The sequence below is a fragment of the Paraburkholderia antibiotica genome (assembly GCF_012927125.1).
Classification (GTDB): Bacteria; Pseudomonadota; Gammaproteobacteria; order Burkholderiales; family Burkholderiaceae; genus Paraburkholderia; species Paraburkholderia antibiotica.
The window spans coordinates 174891-192696 of the sequence record NZ_JABBFZ010000012.1 but is presented as its reverse complement, the minus strand read 5'-3'; the positions used below and the strand labels follow the sequence as shown (position 1 = coordinate 192696).

Sequence of the window (17806 nt, the reverse complement as noted above, 5' to 3'; positions counted from 1 at the left end):
TCGCCTTATTTGCCGCCGAGCGTTACAAACAGGGTCAGGAGCCCCAGCATGCCAATGATCATGGCGAACGCGTAGTGGTAGATGTAGCCGGATTGGAGGAAGCGGATCACGCTAGCGAACCAGCCGATAAAGCGTGCGCTGCCGTTGACGATACCGTCGATCACGACGACGTCGCCTTCCTTCCACAGACCCCGGCCAATGGCCACCGCGCCCCGTGCAAACACGACTTCGTTGATCTTGTCCATGTAGTACTTGTTATCGAGCAACGTATAGATCGGGCCGAATGCGCGCTTGATGACAGCCGGCAGATCCGGACGGACCAGATACAGGAACCACGCAACCAGGACACCCGCGAGCGCCAGCCACACCGGCAGGCCCGACACCGAGTGCAGACCCATCGACGCCCAGCCCTGGAACTCCTCGGCCATCTCGTGCAGCGCCGGGTGGTTCTCGCTGATGTAGATCACCTTGTCGAACGCGACACCGTGCTGGAAGAAGTCGCCGAACAGCATCGGACCGACACCGATCGCACCGATCACGATCGACGGAATGGCCAGCAGAACCAGCGGCACCCACACGACCCACGGCGTTTCGTGCGGCTCGTGAGCGTGGTCGTCGTGACCATGGCCGTGGCCGTGATCGTCGTGGCCGTGCGCGTCATGCGCATGCGCAGCAGCTTCGATACCCATCGGCGATTCCGGATGCTTCGGACCGCGGAAGCGCTCCTTGCCGTGGAACACCATGAAGTACATACGGAACGAATACAGCGCGGTCACGAACACGCTTGCGACCACCGCGAAGTACGCGAAACCCGAGCCCGGCAGATGCGACAGCTTCACCGCGTCGATGATCGAGTCTTTCGAGTAGAAGCCGGAGAAGAACGGCGTGCCGATCAGCGCGAGCGAACCGACCAGCGACGTGATCCACGTGATCGGCATGTACTTGCGCAGGCCGCCCATGTTGCGCATGTCCTGATCGTGGTGCATACCGATGATCACCGAACCCGCGCCGAGGAACAGCAGCGCCTTGAAGAACGCGTGCGTCATCAGGTGGAACACGGCGACCGAGTAAGCCGATGCGCCGAGCGCGACCGTCATGTAACCGAGCTGCGACAGCGTGGAATACGCGACCACGCGCTTGATGTCGTTCTGGACGATGCCGAGGAAGCCCATGAACAGCGCGGTAATCGCGCCGATGATCATCACAAACGAGAGCGCCGTATCCGACAGTTCGAACAGCGGCGACATACGCGTGACCATGAAAATACCGGCCGTCACCATGGTTGCCGCGTGAATCAGCGCGGAAATCGGCGTCGGGCCTTCCATCGAGTCGGGCAGCCACACGTGCAGCGGGAACTGTGCCGACTTACCCATCGCGCCGATGAACAGGCAGATACAGGCGACGGTCAGCAGACCCCAATCGGTACCCGGGAAGCTCAGCGCCGCAAGTTCGGTGCGCTTCGCGAAGACTTCGCCGTAGTTCATCGAGCCGGCGAACGCGAACAGCAGACCGATGCCCAGCAGGAAGCCGAAGTCACCGATGCGGTTCACGAGGAACGCCTTCATGTTCGCGTAGATCGCGCTTTCACGCTTGAAGTAGAAGCCGATCAGCAGGTACGACACGAGGCCCACTGCTTCCCAGCCGAAGAACAGCTGCAGGAAGTTGTTGCTCATCACGAGCATCAACATCGAGAACGTGAACAGCGAGATGTACGAGAAGAAGCGCTGGTAGCCGTCGTCGTCGGCCATGTAGCCGATCGTGTAGATGTGCACCATCAGCGACACGAAGGTCACCACGCACATCATCATCGCGGTCAGCGAGTCGACGAGGAAGCCGACTTCGAGCTGCGTCTTGCCGATCGACATCCATTCATAAACGGTCGCGTTGAAACTCGCGCCGTTCATCACCTGGAAGAAGACCATGGCCGACAGGATGAACGAAACCGCGACGCCGAGGATCGTGACCGAATGCGCACCCGCTCGCCCTACCGCCTTCCCGAACAGGCCTGCAACCAGGGAGCCGGCAAGCGGCGCCAGCGGAATTGCCAACAGCAGGTTTTCATTGAGTATCGTGGACATAACCGCTTTTCCTGAAATTAACCTTTGAGCTGATCGAGATCCTCGACATTGATCGTGTCGAGACTACGGAACAGGGTCACCAGAATTGCGAGACCGATCGCCGCTTCGGCTGCCGCAACCGTCAGCACGAAGAAGACGAAAATCTGGCCGTGTACGTCGCCCAGGTAGTGCGAGAACGCGACGAAGTTGGTGTTCACCGCGAGCAGCATCAATTCGATCGCCATCAGGATGATGATGACGTTACGACGGTTCAGGAAAATGCCGACGATGCTGATCGCAAACAGGATCGCGCCGAGGACGAGGTAATGAGCAAGGGTCAACATGATTTCTATCTCCTGTCCGCTCAGCTGTTCTTGGCAGGGGCCGAGTCGGCTGCTGCCGCCGCGGCCGCCGCAGCTGCGGCCTCTTCCGCGGCGATGGTCGCCGCGCTTTTCTCCGACGGCATCTTCACGACGCGCACGCGATCCTGCGCACGCACCTTGACCTGCGCGCTGACGTTCTGACGCTTGCTGTCCTTCTTGTGGCTCGTGGTCAACGCGATCGCCGCGATGATTGCCACCAGCAGCACGAGACCGGCGACTTCGAACGCGAAGATGTAGTCGGTGTAGATGATCTTGCCGATCAGACGCGTGTTCGACCAGTCGCCCATGCCGGCGGCGGCCGCGGCCGTGTCGTGCAGCGCGGTGCTGGTCGCGCCGTAGCCGTGCCACAGGATCAGCGCGGTTTCGATCACGATGATCGCGCCGACCGCCGTGGCCATCGGCACGAAGCGTTTGAAGTCCTTGCGCAGCACGTCGAGATTGATGTCCAGCATCATCACGACGAACAGGAACAGCACCATCACCGCGCCGACGTAGACCAGCACCAGCAGGATCGCGAGGAACTCCGCTTCGAGCAGCATCCAGATCGCGGCTGCGTTGAAGAACGCCAGCACCAGAAACAGTGCGGACGATACCGGGTTGCGCGAGGTGATCACCTTCAGCCCCGAGACAACCAGGAGCAGCGCGAAGATGTAGAACAGTACGGTCGTGAATTCCATGATTACCGGTTCATCGTTAGGCCATCGTCAGGCATTGTTCTTTGGCACGCGTGGTCGGCAGCAGCGGACGAAACCGCCAGAACCGTCGCACAGGTGCGCCGTGCCGCGGCGGTTAAGCCGCGGCGGTCGGCCCGACAGCAGGCCGTGTTACTGCTTTTACTGCCGCGATTACTGCATCGAAAAGCGCTTCAACGATACGGTGCGTCGGCTGCCTTGTTAGCGGCGATCTGCGCTTCGTAGCGATCGCCGACGGCCAGCAGCATGTCCTTCGTGAAGTACAGGTCGCCGCGCTTCTCGCCGTGATACTCGAGAATGTGCGTCTCGACGATCGAGTCGACCGGGCAGCTTTCTTCGCAGAAACCGCAGAAGATGCACTTGGTCAGGTCGATGTCGTAGCGCGTCGTGCGGCGCGTGTTGTCCGCGCGCGTTTCCGATTCGATCGTGATGGCGAGCGCCGGGCACACCGCTTCGCACAGCTTGCATGCGATGCAGCGCTCTTCGCCGTTTTCATAGCGACGCAGCGCGTGCAGACCACGGAAACGCGGCGAGATCGGGGTCTTCTCTTCCGGGAACTGCACGGTGACCTTGCGCTGGAACGTGTAGCGTCCGGTCAGCGCGAGGCCTTTAAGCAGTTCCGTGAGGAAGAAAGTCTTGAAGAAGTTTTGGATTGCGGTCATAGGTTCGTCCGCCCTTTATTTCCAGATGTTCAACGGCGACATGATCCAGAAGCCGACCACCACGAGCCACACCACGCAGACCGGAATGAACACCTTCCAGCCCAGACGCATGATCTGGTCATAGCGGTAACGCGGGAACGTGGCGCGCGCCCAGATGAACACCGACAGCAGCAGGAAAACCTTGAGGACGAGCCAGAAGATGCCCGGGATAAACGACAGGAACCCGAACGGAGCGCTCCAGCCCCCAAGGAACAACGTTGCAGCCAATGCCGAGATTACGATCATGTTGATGTACTCGGCGAGGAAGAACAGCGCGAACGCCATACCCGAGTAATCGATCATGTGACCCGCGACGATTTCCGACTCCCCTTCCACCACGTCGAACGGATGGCGGTTCGTTTCGGCTATGCCCGAGATGAAGTACACAACGAACATCGGCAGCAGCGGCAGCCAGTTCCACGACAGGAAGTTCAGGCCGTGCGACGCGAAGAAGCCCTGTTCCTGCGAACCGACGATACCCGACAGATTCAGCGTACCGGCCGTCATCAGCACCACGACGAGCGCGAAGCCCATCGAGATTTCGTACGACACCATCTGCGCGGCAGCGCGCATCGCGCCGAGGAACGCGTACTTCGAGTTCGACGCCCAGCCGGCCAGAATCACGCCGTACACGCCGATCGACGAAATCGCCATCGCGTACAGCAGACCTGCGTTGATGTCGCCGAGCACCGCGCCCGCCTGGAACGGAATCACCGCCCACACCGCGAAGGCCGGCACCACCACCATGATCGGCGCGATGAGGTAGACCCAGCGGCTCGCCTGAGCAGGCTGAATCACTTCCTTGAGCAGCAGTTTCAGCACGTCGGCGATCGGCTGCAGCAGACCTGCGGGACCGACGCGGTTCGGACCGAGACGCACGTGCATCCAGCCGATCAGCTTCCGTTCCCACAGGATCAGGTAAGCCACGCACAACAGGATCACGACGGCCACCACCAGGATGCGCACGAGCGCCCACACCGTGGGCCATGCCACACCGAGAAGCTGGGCGCCGCCCGAGTTGATCGTATCGAACAAGCTCATTTACGCCTTCTCCACCACCAGTTCACCGAACAGGCTGCCCAGCGCTGCACCGGCAGGCGTAGCCGCCGATACGCGGACGACCGTCTCCGCAAGATTCGCGTCGCGCACGGCCGGCAACTGCACCGATTGCTCGCCCTGACGAACGCGCACTGCGTCGCCCTCTTTCAAACCCAGTTTGTCGAACAGCGCAGCCGGCAGGCCGACCGCGTTCGCCGTGCGAGCCGCCGCGGTCAGATGCAGCGACTCCGCGCGACGCACGAGCGCATCGGCGTGATAGATCGGCACGTTCGCGAGACGCTCGAACTTGCCTTCCGCCGCCTTGACCGCGTTGCCGCGCGTCACCGCGACGCCGGTACGGTTCGACAGACGCGAGCTCAGCTCGCCGTCGCCCAGCGCCGCCGTGCGCACTTCTTCGACCGTGTCGTATTCGAAGCCCGGCACGCCGAGCAGGCTGCCCAGCACGCGCAACACCTTCCATGCCGGACGCGTGTCGCCGAGCGGACGCACGACGCCGTTGAACGTCTGCACCGTGCCTTCCGCGTTGACGAAAGTGCCGCCCGTTTCGGTGAACGGCGCGATCGGCAGCAGCACGTCGGCGTAGTCGGCGCCCGTCTGGAACGGCGACATGACGACGACCATCTCGGCCTGCTTCAGCGCGGCAAGCGCCTGCGCCGGATTGGCCGTATCGAATTCCGGCTCGAGGTTCAGCAGCAGATAACCCTTGCGCGGCTGCTCGAACACTTCACGTGCGTTCAGACCGCCCTCGCCCGGCAGCGCGTTCACCAGATGCGCGCCGACCGTATTGGCCGCTTCGGTCAGGAAACCGAGCGTTGCGCCGGTTGCCTCGGCAATCCATTGCGCCGCGGCGTGGATCGCCGCGAAATCCGGGTGACGGATCGCGTCGTTGCCGAGCAGCACGAGGCGGCTCTCGCCGGTGGTGAGCGACTTTGCGATCTGCTTGTGCGCGTCCGTCGACTGCGTGCCGGCGAATGCTTCCGGCAGTGCGACGCCCTTCGCCTCGCCCACTGCGCCAGCGATGCCCGCGAGCGTGTCGAGCCATGCCGACGGTGCCGCCACGACGCGTTGCGCCTGCGGGATCATCGCGTCGTCGTTGGTGGCCTGGATCAGCGTGAGCTTCGAACCGCTACGCGCGACCTGACGCAGACGCGCGGCGAACAGCGGATGATCACGGCGCAGATCCGTGCCGATCACGAGTGCCGCGTCGATGTTCGACAGTTCGGTGATCGTCGTGCCGAGCCACGGTGCGCCGGTAACGGGCGCCGAGAAGTCCGACTGACGCAGACGGAAGTCCACGTTCGGCGTACCGACCGCCTGGGCAAGCTGCTTGAGCAGGAACAGCTCTTCGACCGTGCTGTGCGCGCTGGAAAGCGCCGCCAGCGCATTCGCGCCGTGGTCGCCCTTGATACCCTTCAGGCCCTTGGCCACGTAATCGAGCGCGGTCTGCCAGTCGGTTTCGACCCACTGGCCGCCCTGCTTGAGCATCGGCTTCGTCAGACGCTCGGGGCTGTTCAGACCTTCGTACGAGAAGCGGTCCTTGTCCGAAATCCAGCACTCGTTGATGGCTTCGTTTTCGAACGGCAGAACGCGCATCACGCGATCGTTCTTCACCTGCACCACGAGGTTCGCGCCGACGGAATCGTGCGGGCTCACCGACTTGCGGCGCGACAGTTCCCACGTCCGGGCGCTGTAGCGGAACGGCTTGCTCGTGAGCGCGCCGACCGGGCAGAGGTCGATCATGTTGCCCGACAGTTCCGAGTCGACCGTCTTGCCGACGAACGAGGTGATTTCCGAATGCTCGCCGCGGCCCAGCATGCCGAGCTCCATCACGCCGGCGACTTCCTGACCGAAACGGACACAGCGCGTGCAGTGAATGCAACGCGACATTTCTTCCATCGAGATCAGCGGGCCGACGTTCTTGTGGAACACCACGCGCTTTTCTTCGCTATAGCGCGACGACGACTTGCCGTAGCCGACGGCCAGATCCTGCAGCTGGCATTCGCCGCCCTGGTCGCAGATCGGGCAATCGAGCGGATGGTTGATCAGCAGGAACTCCATCACGGCTTGCTGGCCCTTCACCGCCTTGTCCGACTTGGTGCGCACGATCATGCCGGCCGACACCGGCGTCGCGCATGCGGGCACGGCCTTCGGCATCTTTTCGACATCGACCAGACACATCCGGCAATTGGCCGCAATCGACAGCTTCTTGTGATAGCAGAAGTGAGGAATGTAGGTGTCGACCTTATGCGCAGCCTGGATCACCATGCTGCCTTCAGGCACCTCGACTTTCTTGCCGTCTATTTCCAGTTCAACCATGATGGTCAATCTTCCTTAACCTGTTACCGCTCAATCGTTCGCCTGTTCATCGCCCGCTTTCGGGCGACGAATCCTGCGGTTGAGGTGTTCGTCCGGTAGGTATGCGTGTGTCAATCCGATCGGCCTGACTCAGGCAACCACTTCCGGTAGCCCTTCAGGCAGCCACTGTTTCCGACGTCGCCGCCGTGCCGGCATGACCGCCGACGAGGCAATGCTTGTGAGCGACGTGATATTCGAATTCGTCCCAGAAGTGCTTGAGCATGCCGCGAACCGGCATGGCCGCCGCATCGCCGAGCGCGCAGATCGTGCGGCCCATGATGTTTTCCGCAACCGAATTCAACAGATCCAGATCTTCCTGACGGCCGAGTCCGTGCTCGATACGATGCACGACGCGATACAGCCAGCCCGTGCCTTCACGGCAAGGCGTGCACTGACCGCACGACTCTTCGTAATAGAAGTACGACAGACGCAGCAGCGAGCGCACCATGCAGCGCGTCTCGTCCATCACGATCACCGCGCCCGAGCCGAGCATCGAGCCAGCCTTGGCGATCGCGTCGTAGTCCATGTCGGTCTGCATCATGATGTCGCCCGGAATCACCGGCGCCGACGAACCGCCCGGAATCACGGCCTTGATCTTCTTGCCGCCGCGCATGCCGCCAGCGAGTTCCATCAGCGTCGCGAACGGCGTGCCGAGCGGAATTTCGTAATTGCCCGGACGCTCGACGTCGCCCGACACCGAAAAAATCTTCGTGCCACCGTTGTTCGGCTTGCCGAGTTCGAGGTAATTCTGCGGACCGACTGCGAGCAGGAACGGCACCGCCGCGAACGTTTCGGTGTTGTTGATCGTGGTCGGCTTGCCGTACACGCCGAAGCTCGCCGGGAACGGCGGCTTGAAGCGCGGCTGGCCCTTCTTGCCCTCGATCGATTCGAGCAGCGCGGTTTCTTCGCCGCAAATGTAGGCGCCGTAACCGTGATGCGCATGCAGCTGGAACGAGAAGCCCGAGCCCATGATGTTGTCGCCGAGGAACCCCGCGCGACGAGCTTCCTCTAACGCTTCTTCGAAGCGTTTGTAGACTTCCCAGATTTCGCCGTGAATATAGTTGTAGCCGACCGTGATGCCCATCGCGTACGCGCCGATCGCCATGCCTTCGATCAGCGCATGCGGATTGAAGCGCAGGATGTCGCGGTCCTTGAACGTGCCCGGTTCGCCTTCGTCCGAATTGCAGACGAGGTATTTCTGGCCCGGGAACTGACGCGGCATGAAGCTCCACTTCAGACCGGTCGGGAAGCCCGCACCGCCACGGCCGCGCAGACCCGACGCCTTGACGTCGGCGATCACCTGCTCGGGCGGAATCTTTTCTTCCAGGATACGGCGCAGCTGGGCGTAACCGCCGCGCGCCACGTAATCTTCGAGATGCCAGTTATCGCCGTTCAGGCCGGCGAGAATCAGCGGTTTGATGTGACGATCGTGTAAAGACGTCATTTCGAAAGTTCCTCGAGCAGCTGGTCGATCTTCTCGCGGCTCATGAAGCTGCACATGCGATGGTTGTTCACCAGCATCACCGGCGCGTCGCCGCACGAACCCATGCACTCGCCCTCTTTCAGGGAGAATTTGCCGTCGGGCGTGGTTTCGCCGAAGTCGATGCCGAGCTTCTGCTTCAGGTATTCGGCGGCGCTTTCGGAACCGCCGTCCGGGCCGAGCTGACACGGCAGGTTCGTGCAGAGCGTGATCTTGTATTTGCCGACAGGCGAGGTCTCGTACATCGTGTAGAAGGTCGCAACCTCCTGCACGGCGATGGCCGGCATGCCGAGATAATCCGCGACGAACTGCATGAGTTCGGGCGACAGCCAGCCATGCTCTTCCTGAGCAGTGGCCAACGCCGACATCACGGCGGACTGTTTCTGATCGGCGGGATACTTTGCAACCGCACGATCGATTTCCTTCAGGCCTTCAGCTGAGATCATTTTCAGACACGACTCTTTCAATTCCTACCGAACGAAAACCTGTCGCTCACGTCATACTGCGACAGACCCGGCGTTCCTTTGCTTGACGCGCGTGGCGGTGCGATGACCGCAGACACGCGTCGATGAATACGTCCTAGCGATCCACTTCGCCGAACACGATGTCCTGCGTGCCGATGATCGTCACGGCGTCGGCGATCATGTGGCCGCGCGCCATTTCGTCGAGCGAGGACAGATGCGCATAGCCCGGTGCACGGATCTTCAGGCGATACGGCTTGTTCGCGCCGTCCGAAATCAGATAGATGCCGAACTCGCCCTTCGGATGCTCGACCGCGGCGTACGCTTCGCCTTCGGGCACATGGAAGCCTTCGGTGAACAGCTTGAAGTGATGGATCAGATCTTCCATGTTCGACTTCATGCCGACTCGCGACGGCGGCGCAACCTTATGATTGTCCGTCATCACCGGGCCCGGATTCTTGCGCAGCCACTCAATGCACTGTTTCGCGATACGCGTGGACTGGCGCATTTCCTCGACGCGCACCAGATAGCGGTCGTAGCAGTCGCCGTTCACGCCAACCGGGATGTCGAAATCGAGCTTGTCGTAGACTTCGTACGGCTGCTTCTTGCGCAGATCCCATTCGATACCCGAGCCGCGCAGCATCGCACCGGTCATGCCGAGCTGCAACGCGCGCTCCGGGCTGACCACGCCGATGCCGACCAGACGCTGTTTCCAGATCCGGTTGTCGGTAAGCAGCGTTTCGTATTCGTCGACGCACTTCGGGAAACGCGTGAAGAAGTCGTCGATGAAGTCGAGCAGCGAACCCTGACGGTTCTCGTTCATCTTCGACAACGCCTTCGCATTGCGAATCTTCGATGCCTTGTATTGCGGCATTGCGTCAGGCAGATCGCGATAGACACCGCCCGGACGATAGTAAGCCGCGTGCATCCGTGCGCCGGACACCGCCTCGTACACGTCCATCAGGTCTTCGCGCTCGCGGAACGCGTACAGGAACACCGCCATCGCGCCGACGTCGAGTGCGTGCGCGCCGATCCACATCAGGTGGTTCAGCACGCGCGTGACTTCGTCGAACAGCACGCGAATGTATTGCGCGCGCACCGGCACGTCGATGCCGAGCAGCTTTTCGATGGCCATCACGTAGCCATGTTCGTTGACCATCATCGACACGTAGTCGAGACGGTCCATGTACGGCACTGACTGGATGAACGTCTTGCTTTCGGCAAGCTTTTCAGTCGCGCGATGCAACAGACCGATATGCGGATCGGCGCGCTGGATCACTTCGCCGTCGAGTTCGAGCACGAGACGCAACACACCGTGCGCTGCCGGGTGCTGCGGGCCGAAGTTGAGCGTGTAGTTCTTGATCTCTGCCATGACGTTCTCTTAGTGTTTCAGACCGCCATAGCGATCCTCGCGGATCACGCGCGGCGTGATTTCCCGCGGCTCGATCGTCACCGGCTGATAGACGACGCGCTTCTCTTCCGGGTCGTAACGCATTTCGACGTAGCCGGAAACCGGGAAATCCTTACGGAACGGGTGACCGATGAAACCGTAATCGGTCAGGATGCGGCGCAGGTCCGGGTGACCTTCGAAGACGATGCCGTACAGGTCGAACGCTTCGCGCTCGTACCAGTTCACCGAATTCCAGATTTCGACGACGGACGGCAGGATCGGCATATCTTCGTCCGGCGCGAATACGCGCAGACGCAAACGCCAGTTGTTCTGCACCGACAGCAGATGCAGCACGGCCGCGAAACGCGGGCCGTCGTATGCGCCGTCGGCGTAGGTTTGATAGTCGACGCCGCACAGATCGACGCACTGCTCGAAACCGAGCGAGCGGTCATCGCGCAGACGCTTTGCCACGTTGAGGTAATCGCCTGCCTTGACGACGATCGTCAATTCACCGATTGCTTCGGTGGTGCTCAACAGGAGGCCGCCAAAGGCCGCCTCGAGGTTCGCTTTCAGGGTCTCGAGTTTGCTTGCCATATTGTGGGGAAGGCGTTGGCCTTATTGACGGGCGATGGTATTGGTGCGGCGAATCTTCGCCTGAAGCTGGATCACGCCGTACACCAGCGCTTCCGCCGTGGGCGGACAACCTGGCACGTAGACGTCGACCGGAACGATCCGATCGCAACCGCGCACCACCGAATACGAGTAGTGGTAGTAGCCGCCGCCGTTCGCGCACGAACCCATCGAGATCACCCAGCGCGGCTCTGCCATCTGGTCGTAGACCTTGCGCAGAGCGGGCGCCATCTTGTTGCACAGCGTGCCGGCGACAATCATCACGTCCGACTGCCGCGGACTCGGACGAAACACGACGCCGAAGCGGTCGAGGTCATAACGGGCTGCCCCCGCATGCATCATCTCGACAGCGCAGCACGCAAGACCGAACGTCATCGGCCACAGGGAGCCGGTGCGCGTCCAGTTGATCAGTTTGTCCGCCGTAGTGGTGACAAACCCTTCCTTCAAGACCCCTTCGATACTCATTTGCTTTCCACTCCAGACGGGGTGGCAAGCCTGGCCACCCACTAAACCGGCGATTAATTCATCATTCCCAGTCGAGGCCGCCCTTCTTCCAGATGTAGGCAAAGCCAAGCAGGAATTCGAGCAGGAAAATCATCATTGCCATGAAACCGGCCCAGCCGATGTCGCGCAGGGCCACACCCCACGGAAACAGGAACGCCGTTTCAAGGTCGAAAATGATGAAGAGAATGGCGACGAGGTAATAGCGCACGTCGAACTTCATGCGCGCATCTTCGAATGCTTCGAAGCCGCACTCGTACGGTGCGTTTTTCTCGGTGTCGGGCCTATTGGGACCGAGGATCTTGCCAATACTGACCAGTGCTACGCCTAAACCGGTGCCCACAATGAGGAACAACAATACGGGGAAATAGGCTGCGAGGTTCAAGACAATCCTCAATCGGTTGGTTCTGAGTGCCGTCAGGAGCATAGCACCCCTGACGCGAAATCACTTCCGAAACGCACACAACGCAAGCGCCACAACCATGCGCCAGAAGTGAAAATGCCAGCCGAAGCGAAGCAAACGGCTGGCATTTAGATAACATTTGGTGCCGACGGCGAGACTCGAACTCGCACAGCTTTCGCCACTACCCCCTCAAGATAGCGTGTCTACCAATTTCACCACGTCGGCACTATATGCAATCCGGGAAAACAACTTGTAAAACCCGCGAATCGCTTCAAGACTTGAATTGTAACTTGTTTAAACAGATTGTTCAACGCACAAAAGCACGCCGAACGAAAATTTATTTCGGTACGCCCGTTGCCGGAACCGATGCGGGAGACGCCGGTGCTGCAGGCGATGCCGCCACCGGAGCTGAACCCGCTGCTGCCGGCACGGAAGCCGGCGACGCTGCGACCGGTGCCGTCGCAGCCGCGCCCAGCACGCCTGCCGACGGTTTCGCGTGAAATGCGCCGAGGTAAGTGAGCGCCAGCGTCGTCACGAAAAACAGGGCGGCCAGCACTGCCGTCGTACGCGACAGGAAGTTCGCCGAACCGGTCGCACCGAACAGACTGCCCGATGCGCCACTGCCGAAAGCCGCGCCCATATCGGCACCTTTGCCGTGCTGCAGCAAGACGAGTCCGATGACTCCAAGCGCCGACAACAACTGAACGACGATAATCAATGTTTTCAAATACAGCATCACACTCACCTGAGTCTTTATTTAACTGCGCCGCACACAGTGTGTTGCGCAAAATGAAGTCTTTCTCGCCGAGGCGCCCTGCTTAACCGGCCACGCTGGTCGCGGCAGCAGCCTTGCAGATCGCCAGGAAATCCTGATCTTTCAACGACGCGCCGCCAATCAGGCCGCCGTCGATATCGGCTTGACGGAACAGCTCTTCCGCGTTGTCCGGCTTCACGCTACCGCCGTACAGCAGCGGCACGTCCGCCGCGCCCTTTGCCGCGAGACGCGCACGCAAAAACGCATGCACGGCTTGCGCCTGTTCCGACGTCGCGCTCTTGCCGGTACCGATCGCCCACACCGGCTCATAGGCCACGACCAGACGAGTGGCCTCGTCGGCCGACAGCTTCGCAAGCACTTCGTCGAGTTGCGTGCCGACGACCTGTTCGGTCGCGCCAGCCTCGCGCTCTTCGAGCGTTTCGCCGACACAGACGATTGGCGTCAGACCCGCGTCCAGCGCACGCTGGGTTTTCACCGCAACCAGCTCGGCGCTTTCGCGGTGATACGCGCGACGCTCCGAATGCCCAACGATGGCAAACGTGGCACCGAAATCGCTCACCATCGGCGCGGCCACTTCACCGGTATAGGCGCCATGCGTGAACGCGGAAACGTCCTGCACGCCCCACACGACCCGGCTGCCGTCCAGCAACGCCTGTGTCTGCGCGAGATAGAGGCTCGGCACACACACGCCGACGCGCACGTCGGCCGGCAATTCGTCGGCGCCCTGCGCCACCGCTTGCAACAGCGCGGCGTTCGCGGCGAGCCGCCCATGCATCTTCCAGTTACCGACTACCAGTTTGGCTCGTTGTTGTTTCGACATCGTCTCGTCCTGTCTTGCCTGCCCTGCCGACGGCCTGCGCTCGCAGCGCCTGCCTACCTGCATCCACGGACGTCCATAGGACTCATCCGGCGTGCGCAAAACGCGCAATTTTACTGCCTGGGGTGGATCGGGTCAAACCGATGATGTCAAGCATCCTGACCCCAAGCGAGCACGATCTTGCCGACGTGCGTGCTGCTTTCCATCAGTGCATGCGCTTCGGCGGCCTGCGCGGCCGGAAACACGCGATGCACGACCGGCTTGATGCGGCCCGCCTCGAGATGCGGCCACACACGCTCCTTCAGCTGCGCGGCGATCTGCGCCTTGAATTCGATCGGCCGTGGACGCAGCGTCGAGCCGGTCACCGTCAGACGACGGCGCAACACCTCGTTCAGATTCAATTCCGCCCTGGCGCCGCCGAGCAGCGCGATCAGCACGATGCGACCACCGTCGGCCAGCGCCGACAGTTCGCGCGGCACATAGCTGCCCGCCACCATGTCGAGGATCACGTCGACGCCGCGATCGTTGGTCAACGACTTGATGACCTCGACGAAATCTTCGCTCTTGTAGTTGATCGCGCGTTCGGCGCCAAGCGCTTCGCACGCGCGGCATTTTTCATCCGACCCCGCCGTCGCGAACACACGAAAGCCGAGCGCATGCGCGATCTGGATCGCCGTCACGCCGATGCCGCTCGAGCCGCCCTGCACGAGCAGCGTTTCATTCGCGCCGCCCTCGCCCTGACCGAGCTGCGCGCGATTGAACACGTTGCTCCACACCGTGAAGAACGTCTCCGGCAGCGAAGCCGCCTCGATATCCGACAGCCCCGCCGGCACCGGCAGGCATTGCAGCAGCGGCGCGGCCGCGTACTCCGCGTAGCCGCCGCCCGCGAGCAGCGCACACACGCGATCGCCGATCTTCAGACCGAACGGGTTGCTCTTTTCGTCGATCGTACCGCCGACGATTTCGCCCGCCACTTCCAGCCCCGGCAGATCCGACGCGCCCGGCGGCGGCGCATAGCCGCCCTTGCGCTGGAACACATCCGGACGATTGATGCCGGATGCCGCCACCTTGATCAGCACCTCGCCGGCCTTGAGTTGCGGCGTCGGCCGCTCGGCCAGCTTGAGGACTTCCGGTGCACCGAATTCGGTGATTTCGATCGCTTTCATCTGCGTCAACTCCAAGAGTGGATTGCGTTGCCGACCCGATACCCGCAAGACCCGCGCCGCGCGCTCATTCGAATCCGCAATGCAATCCATCCTGCATGAAAAACGGCCGGCGCGCATAACGCAACCGGCCGTTTGTCCGTTACCGCATTACTGCGGGTTCGGTTCGCCTTGCGGCGCGTCGTTCAGCAATGCCTTCGCCGACAGACGTACACGACCCTTCTCGTCCGTCTGGATGACCTTGACCTTCACTTGCTGGCCATCCTTCAGGTAGTCGTTGATGTCCTTGATGCGCTCGTTGGCGATCTCGGAGATGTGCAGCAGACCGTCCTTGCCCGGCAGGATGTTCACGATCGCGCCGAAATCGAGCAGCTTGAGCACGGTGCCTTCATAGACCTGACCCACTTCGACTTCCATCGTGATCGCTTCGATGCGACGCTTCGCTTCGGCCATGCCTTCGCTGTTCGTGCTCGCGATCGTGACGACGCCGTCGTCCGAGATGTCGATCGTCGTGCCGGTTTCTTCGGTCAGCGCGCGGATCACCGAACCGCCCTTACCGATCACGTCGCGGATCTTTTCCGGGTTGATCTTGATCGTGATCATGCGCGGTGCGTAGTCCGACAGCACCGTGTTCGCGCCCGACACCGCCGAGGTCATCTTGCCGAGGATGTGCATGCGGCCTTCCTTCGCCTGCGCGAGCGCGACCTGCATGATTTCCTTCGTGATGCCCTGGATCTTGATGTCCATCTGCAGCGCGGTCACGCCTTGCTCCGTACCCGCAACCTTGAAGTCCATGTCGCCGAGGTGATCTTCGTCGCCGAGGATGTCGGTCAGCACCGCGAAGCGGTTGCCTTCGAGGATCAGGCCCATTGCGATACCGGCGACGTGCGCCTTCATCGGCACGCCGGCGTCCATCAGCGCGAGGCAGCCGCCGCACACCGAAGCCATCGACGACGAACCGTTCGACTCGGTGATTTCCGAGACGACGCGAATCGAGTAGCCGAATTCGTCGGCGCTCGGCAGACACGCGACGAGCGCGCGCTTGGCGAGACGACCGTGACCGATTTCACGGCGCTTCGGCGAACCGACGCGGCCCGTTTCGCCGGTCGCGAACGGAGGCATGTTGTAGTGGAGCATGAAACGTTCGCGGTACTCGCCTTCGAGCGCGTCGATGTTCTGCTCGTCGCCCTTGGTGCCGAGCGTCGCCACCACCAGCGCCTGCGTCTCGCCGCGCGTGAAGAGCGCCGAGCCGTGGGTACGCGGCAGCACGCCGGTACGGATTTCGATCGGGCGCACGGTACGCGTGTCGCGGCCGTCGATACGCGGCTCGCCGTTCAGGATCTGCGTACGGACGATCTTCGCTTCGATGTCGAACAGCACGTTGCCGACGGTCGCCTTGTCGGCCGCCGCGGTGCCCGCTGCCGCTGCGTCTTCCTCGAGCTTCGCCGAGGTCGCTGCGTAGACTTCCTTCAGCTTCGCCGAACGTGCCTGCTTGTCACGGATCTGGTAAGCGGCGAGCAGATCGGCTTGCGCCAGTTCCGTCACGCGCGAGATCAGCGCTTCGTTCTTCGCGGCCGGCTGCCAGTCCCATTCGGGCTTGCCGCCTTCGCGGACCAGTTCGTGGATCGCGTCGATCGCGATCTGCATCTGCTCATGACCGAACACGACCGCGCCGAGCATCACTTCTTCGCTCAGCTGCTGCGCTTCCGATTCGACCATCAGCACCGCGCGTTCCGTACCGGCGACGACGAGGTCGAGCGCCGATTCCTTCATCTGCGGACGCGTCGGGTTCAGCACGTATTCGTTATTGATGTAGGCCACGCGCGCTGCGCCGACCGGGCCGTTGAACGGCAGGCCCGACACCGCGAGCGCCGCCGACGCGCCGATCAGCGCGGGGATGTCGGCGGGGATTTCCGGATTCAGCGACAGCACGTGAATCACGACCTGCACTTCGTTGTAGAAGCCTTCCGGGAAGAGCGGACGCAGCGGACGGTCGATCAGGCGCGAGATCAGCGTTTCGCCTTCCGACGGACGGCCTTCGCGGCGGAAGAAGCCACCCGGGATCTTGCCGGCGGCGTAGGTCTTTTCGAGGTAATCGACGGTCAGCGGGAAGAAGTCCTGGCCCGGCTTCGCGGTTTTCGCGCCGACGACCGTAGCGAGCACCACGGTGTCTTCGATGTCGACGATCACCGCGCCGCTCGCCTGGCGAGCGATTTCACCGGTTTCGAGGCGAACGTTGTGCTGACCCCACTTAAACTCTTTGACGATCTTGTTGAACATAGTCATTGCTTTTCCTCATCGTTATGCCGCGCGGACCGGAAGCGGCGCGGCAACGCCGGGGCCGGCGCCGCATGGGAAGAGTCGTGTTATGCCATTCCAGAGAACCACGCGCCCGAATCGACTGCGCGAACCGCTGGAATGACACAAACCTCCGCCCTGAAGCCCGGCCATGTTTCTGTCACTCTGTACTGCTTTTTTGCTGCCGATACTGCATTGCCTGCTTACGCCGCGCGAACCGGCATACGCCGCGGATCACAGGCGGGCACGCGTCACATGAAGCGCGCCGCGCAAAAACAAAATGCCTGTATCAGCGATAACTGACACAGGCATCTTGCTGAACGACTGGCCGATTACTTACGCAGACCCAGCTTCTCGATCAGGCTGCGGTAGCGATCCGCGTCCTTGCCCTTCAGGTAGTCGAGCAGCTTACGACGGCGGCTCACCATGCGCAGCAGACCGCGGCGGCTGTGGTGATCCTTCGTGTGCTCCTTGAAGTGGGAGGTCAGTTCGTTGATGCGGGTCGTGAGCAGCGCGACCTGAACTTCGGGGGAGCCGGTGTCGTTAGCTGCGCGTGCGAATTGCGCGACGACTTCGGATTTCTTGCTGGTTTCAACTGCGGACATGTCAATTTCCTTAATAACTGGACAGGCGGTCACGGA

The 17806-nt window shown here is 61.8% G+C and carries 18 protein-coding genes and 1 tRNA gene; 1 reads left to right on the top strand and 18 read right to left on the bottom strand.

Annotated features, from left to right (window positions below; genetic code table 11):
- Nucleotides 1-5 precede the first annotated feature (5 nt).
- The 17 genes from nuoL to pnp all read right to left on the bottom strand — a co-directional run bounded on the left by nuoL (nt 6) and on the right by pnp (nt 17147).
- The gene (nuoL, locus tag HHL14_RS20095; RefSeq protein ID WP_169499361.1) at nt 6-2078 is read right to left on the bottom strand and encodes an NADH-quinone oxidoreductase subunit L; all 2073 of its coding nucleotides are present in this window, start codon (nt 2076-2078) and stop codon (nt 6-8) included.
- Between the two features lie 17 nt (nt 2079-2095).
- Complete coding sequence (gene nuoK, locus HHL14_RS20090) at nt 2096-2401, bottom strand: NADH-quinone oxidoreductase subunit NuoK (protein ID WP_006052894.1); 306 nt, start codon at nt 2399-2401, stop codon at nt 2096-2098.
- A gap of 20 nt (nt 2402-2421) precedes the next feature.
- Complete coding sequence (locus HHL14_RS20085; protein ID WP_169499360.1) at nt 2422-3117, bottom strand: NADH-quinone oxidoreductase subunit J; 696 nt, start codon at nt 3115-3117, stop codon at nt 2422-2424.
- Between the two features lie 188 nt (nt 3118-3305).
- Complete coding sequence (nuoI, locus tag HHL14_RS20080) at nt 3306-3794, bottom strand: NADH-quinone oxidoreductase subunit NuoI (RefSeq protein ID WP_075296493.1); 489 nt, start codon at nt 3792-3794, stop codon at nt 3306-3308.
- Between the two features lie 15 nt (nt 3795-3809).
- Nucleotides 3810-4874 carry an NADH-quinone oxidoreductase subunit NuoH gene (nuoH, locus tag HHL14_RS20075; RefSeq protein ID WP_169499359.1) on the bottom strand — a complete coding sequence of 355 codons (1065 nt, stop codon included), beginning with the start codon at nt 4872-4874 and terminating at the stop codon, nt 3810-3812.
- Complete coding sequence (nuoG, locus tag HHL14_RS20070) at nt 4875-7208, bottom strand: NADH-quinone oxidoreductase subunit NuoG (RefSeq protein ID WP_169499358.1); 2334 nt, start codon at nt 7206-7208, stop codon at nt 4875-4877. It abuts the gene before it with no gap.
- Nucleotides 7209-7362: 154 nt separating this feature from the next.
- Nucleotides 7363-8691: an NADH-quinone oxidoreductase subunit NuoF gene (gene nuoF, locus HHL14_RS20065; protein WP_169499357.1), complete on the bottom strand. Its 1329-nt coding sequence runs from the start codon at nt 8689-8691 to the stop codon at nt 7363-7365.
- On the bottom strand, nt 8688-9173 hold the full coding sequence (gene nuoE, locus HHL14_RS20060; RefSeq protein WP_169499356.1) for an NADH-quinone oxidoreductase subunit NuoE: 486 nt from the start codon (nt 9171-9173) through the stop codon (nt 8688-8690). The genes nuoF and nuoE overlap by 4 nt, the downstream gene beginning before the upstream one ends.
- A 133-nt stretch (nt 9174-9306) precedes the next feature.
- Nucleotides 9307-10560: an NADH-quinone oxidoreductase subunit D gene (locus tag HHL14_RS20055; protein WP_169499355.1), complete on the bottom strand. Its 1254-nt coding sequence runs from the start codon at nt 10558-10560 to the stop codon at nt 9307-9309.
- Between the two features lie 9 nt (nt 10561-10569).
- Nucleotides 10570-11172 (bottom strand): NADH-quinone oxidoreductase subunit C, encoded by a 603-nt coding sequence (locus tag HHL14_RS20050; RefSeq protein WP_169499354.1) that lies wholly within the window; start codon nt 11170-11172, stop codon nt 10570-10572.
- 21 nt (nt 11173-11193) lie between these two features.
- Complete coding sequence (locus HHL14_RS20045; protein WP_006052903.1) at nt 11194-11673, bottom strand: NuoB/complex I 20 kDa subunit family protein; 480 nt, start codon at nt 11671-11673, stop codon at nt 11194-11196.
- 61 nt (nt 11674-11734) lie between these two features.
- A complete protein-coding gene (locus HHL14_RS20040; protein ID WP_169499353.1) occupies nt 11735-12094 on the bottom strand; it encodes an NADH-quinone oxidoreductase subunit A in 360 nt (119 codons plus the stop codon).
- Between the two features lie 158 nt (nt 12095-12252).
- A tRNA-Leu gene (locus tag HHL14_RS20035) sits at nt 12253-12337 on the bottom strand.
- 112 nt (nt 12338-12449) lie between these two features.
- A complete protein-coding gene (gene secG, locus HHL14_RS20030; RefSeq protein WP_169499352.1) occupies nt 12450-12848 on the bottom strand; it encodes a preprotein translocase subunit SecG in 399 nt (132 codons plus the stop codon).
- An 82-nt stretch (nt 12849-12930) separates the two neighbouring features.
- Nucleotides 12931-13707, bottom strand: a complete 777-nt coding sequence (tpiA, locus tag HHL14_RS20025; RefSeq protein WP_169499351.1) for a triose-phosphate isomerase — start codon at nt 13705-13707, stop codon at nt 12931-12933.
- 146 nt (nt 13708-13853) lie between these two features.
- Nucleotides 13854-14870: an NAD(P)H-quinone oxidoreductase gene (locus tag HHL14_RS20020; protein ID WP_169499350.1), complete on the bottom strand. Its 1017-nt coding sequence runs from the start codon at nt 14868-14870 to the stop codon at nt 13854-13856.
- Between the two features lie 147 nt (nt 14871-15017).
- Entirely contained in the window at nt 15018-17147 is a 2130-nt protein-coding gene (gene pnp / locus HHL14_RS20015) for a polyribonucleotide nucleotidyltransferase (RefSeq protein WP_169499398.1), read from the bottom strand.
- 138 nt (nt 17148-17285) lie between these two features.
- On the opposite strand from pnp, the gene HHL14_RS20010 reads away from it, so the two are divergent.
- Nucleotides 17286-17468, top strand: a complete 183-nt coding sequence (locus HHL14_RS20010) for a hypothetical protein (RefSeq protein ID WP_169499349.1) — start codon at nt 17286-17288, stop codon at nt 17466-17468.
- A gap of 29 nt (nt 17469-17497) precedes the next feature.
- Here HHL14_RS20010 and rpsO read toward each other — a convergent pair whose 3' ends face one another.
- Nucleotides 17498-17770, bottom strand: coding sequence for a 30S ribosomal protein S15 (rpsO, locus tag HHL14_RS20005; protein ID WP_169499348.1), 273 nt, complete (start codon nt 17768-17770; stop codon nt 17498-17500).
- Between the last annotated feature and the right edge of the window lie 36 nt (nt 17771-17806).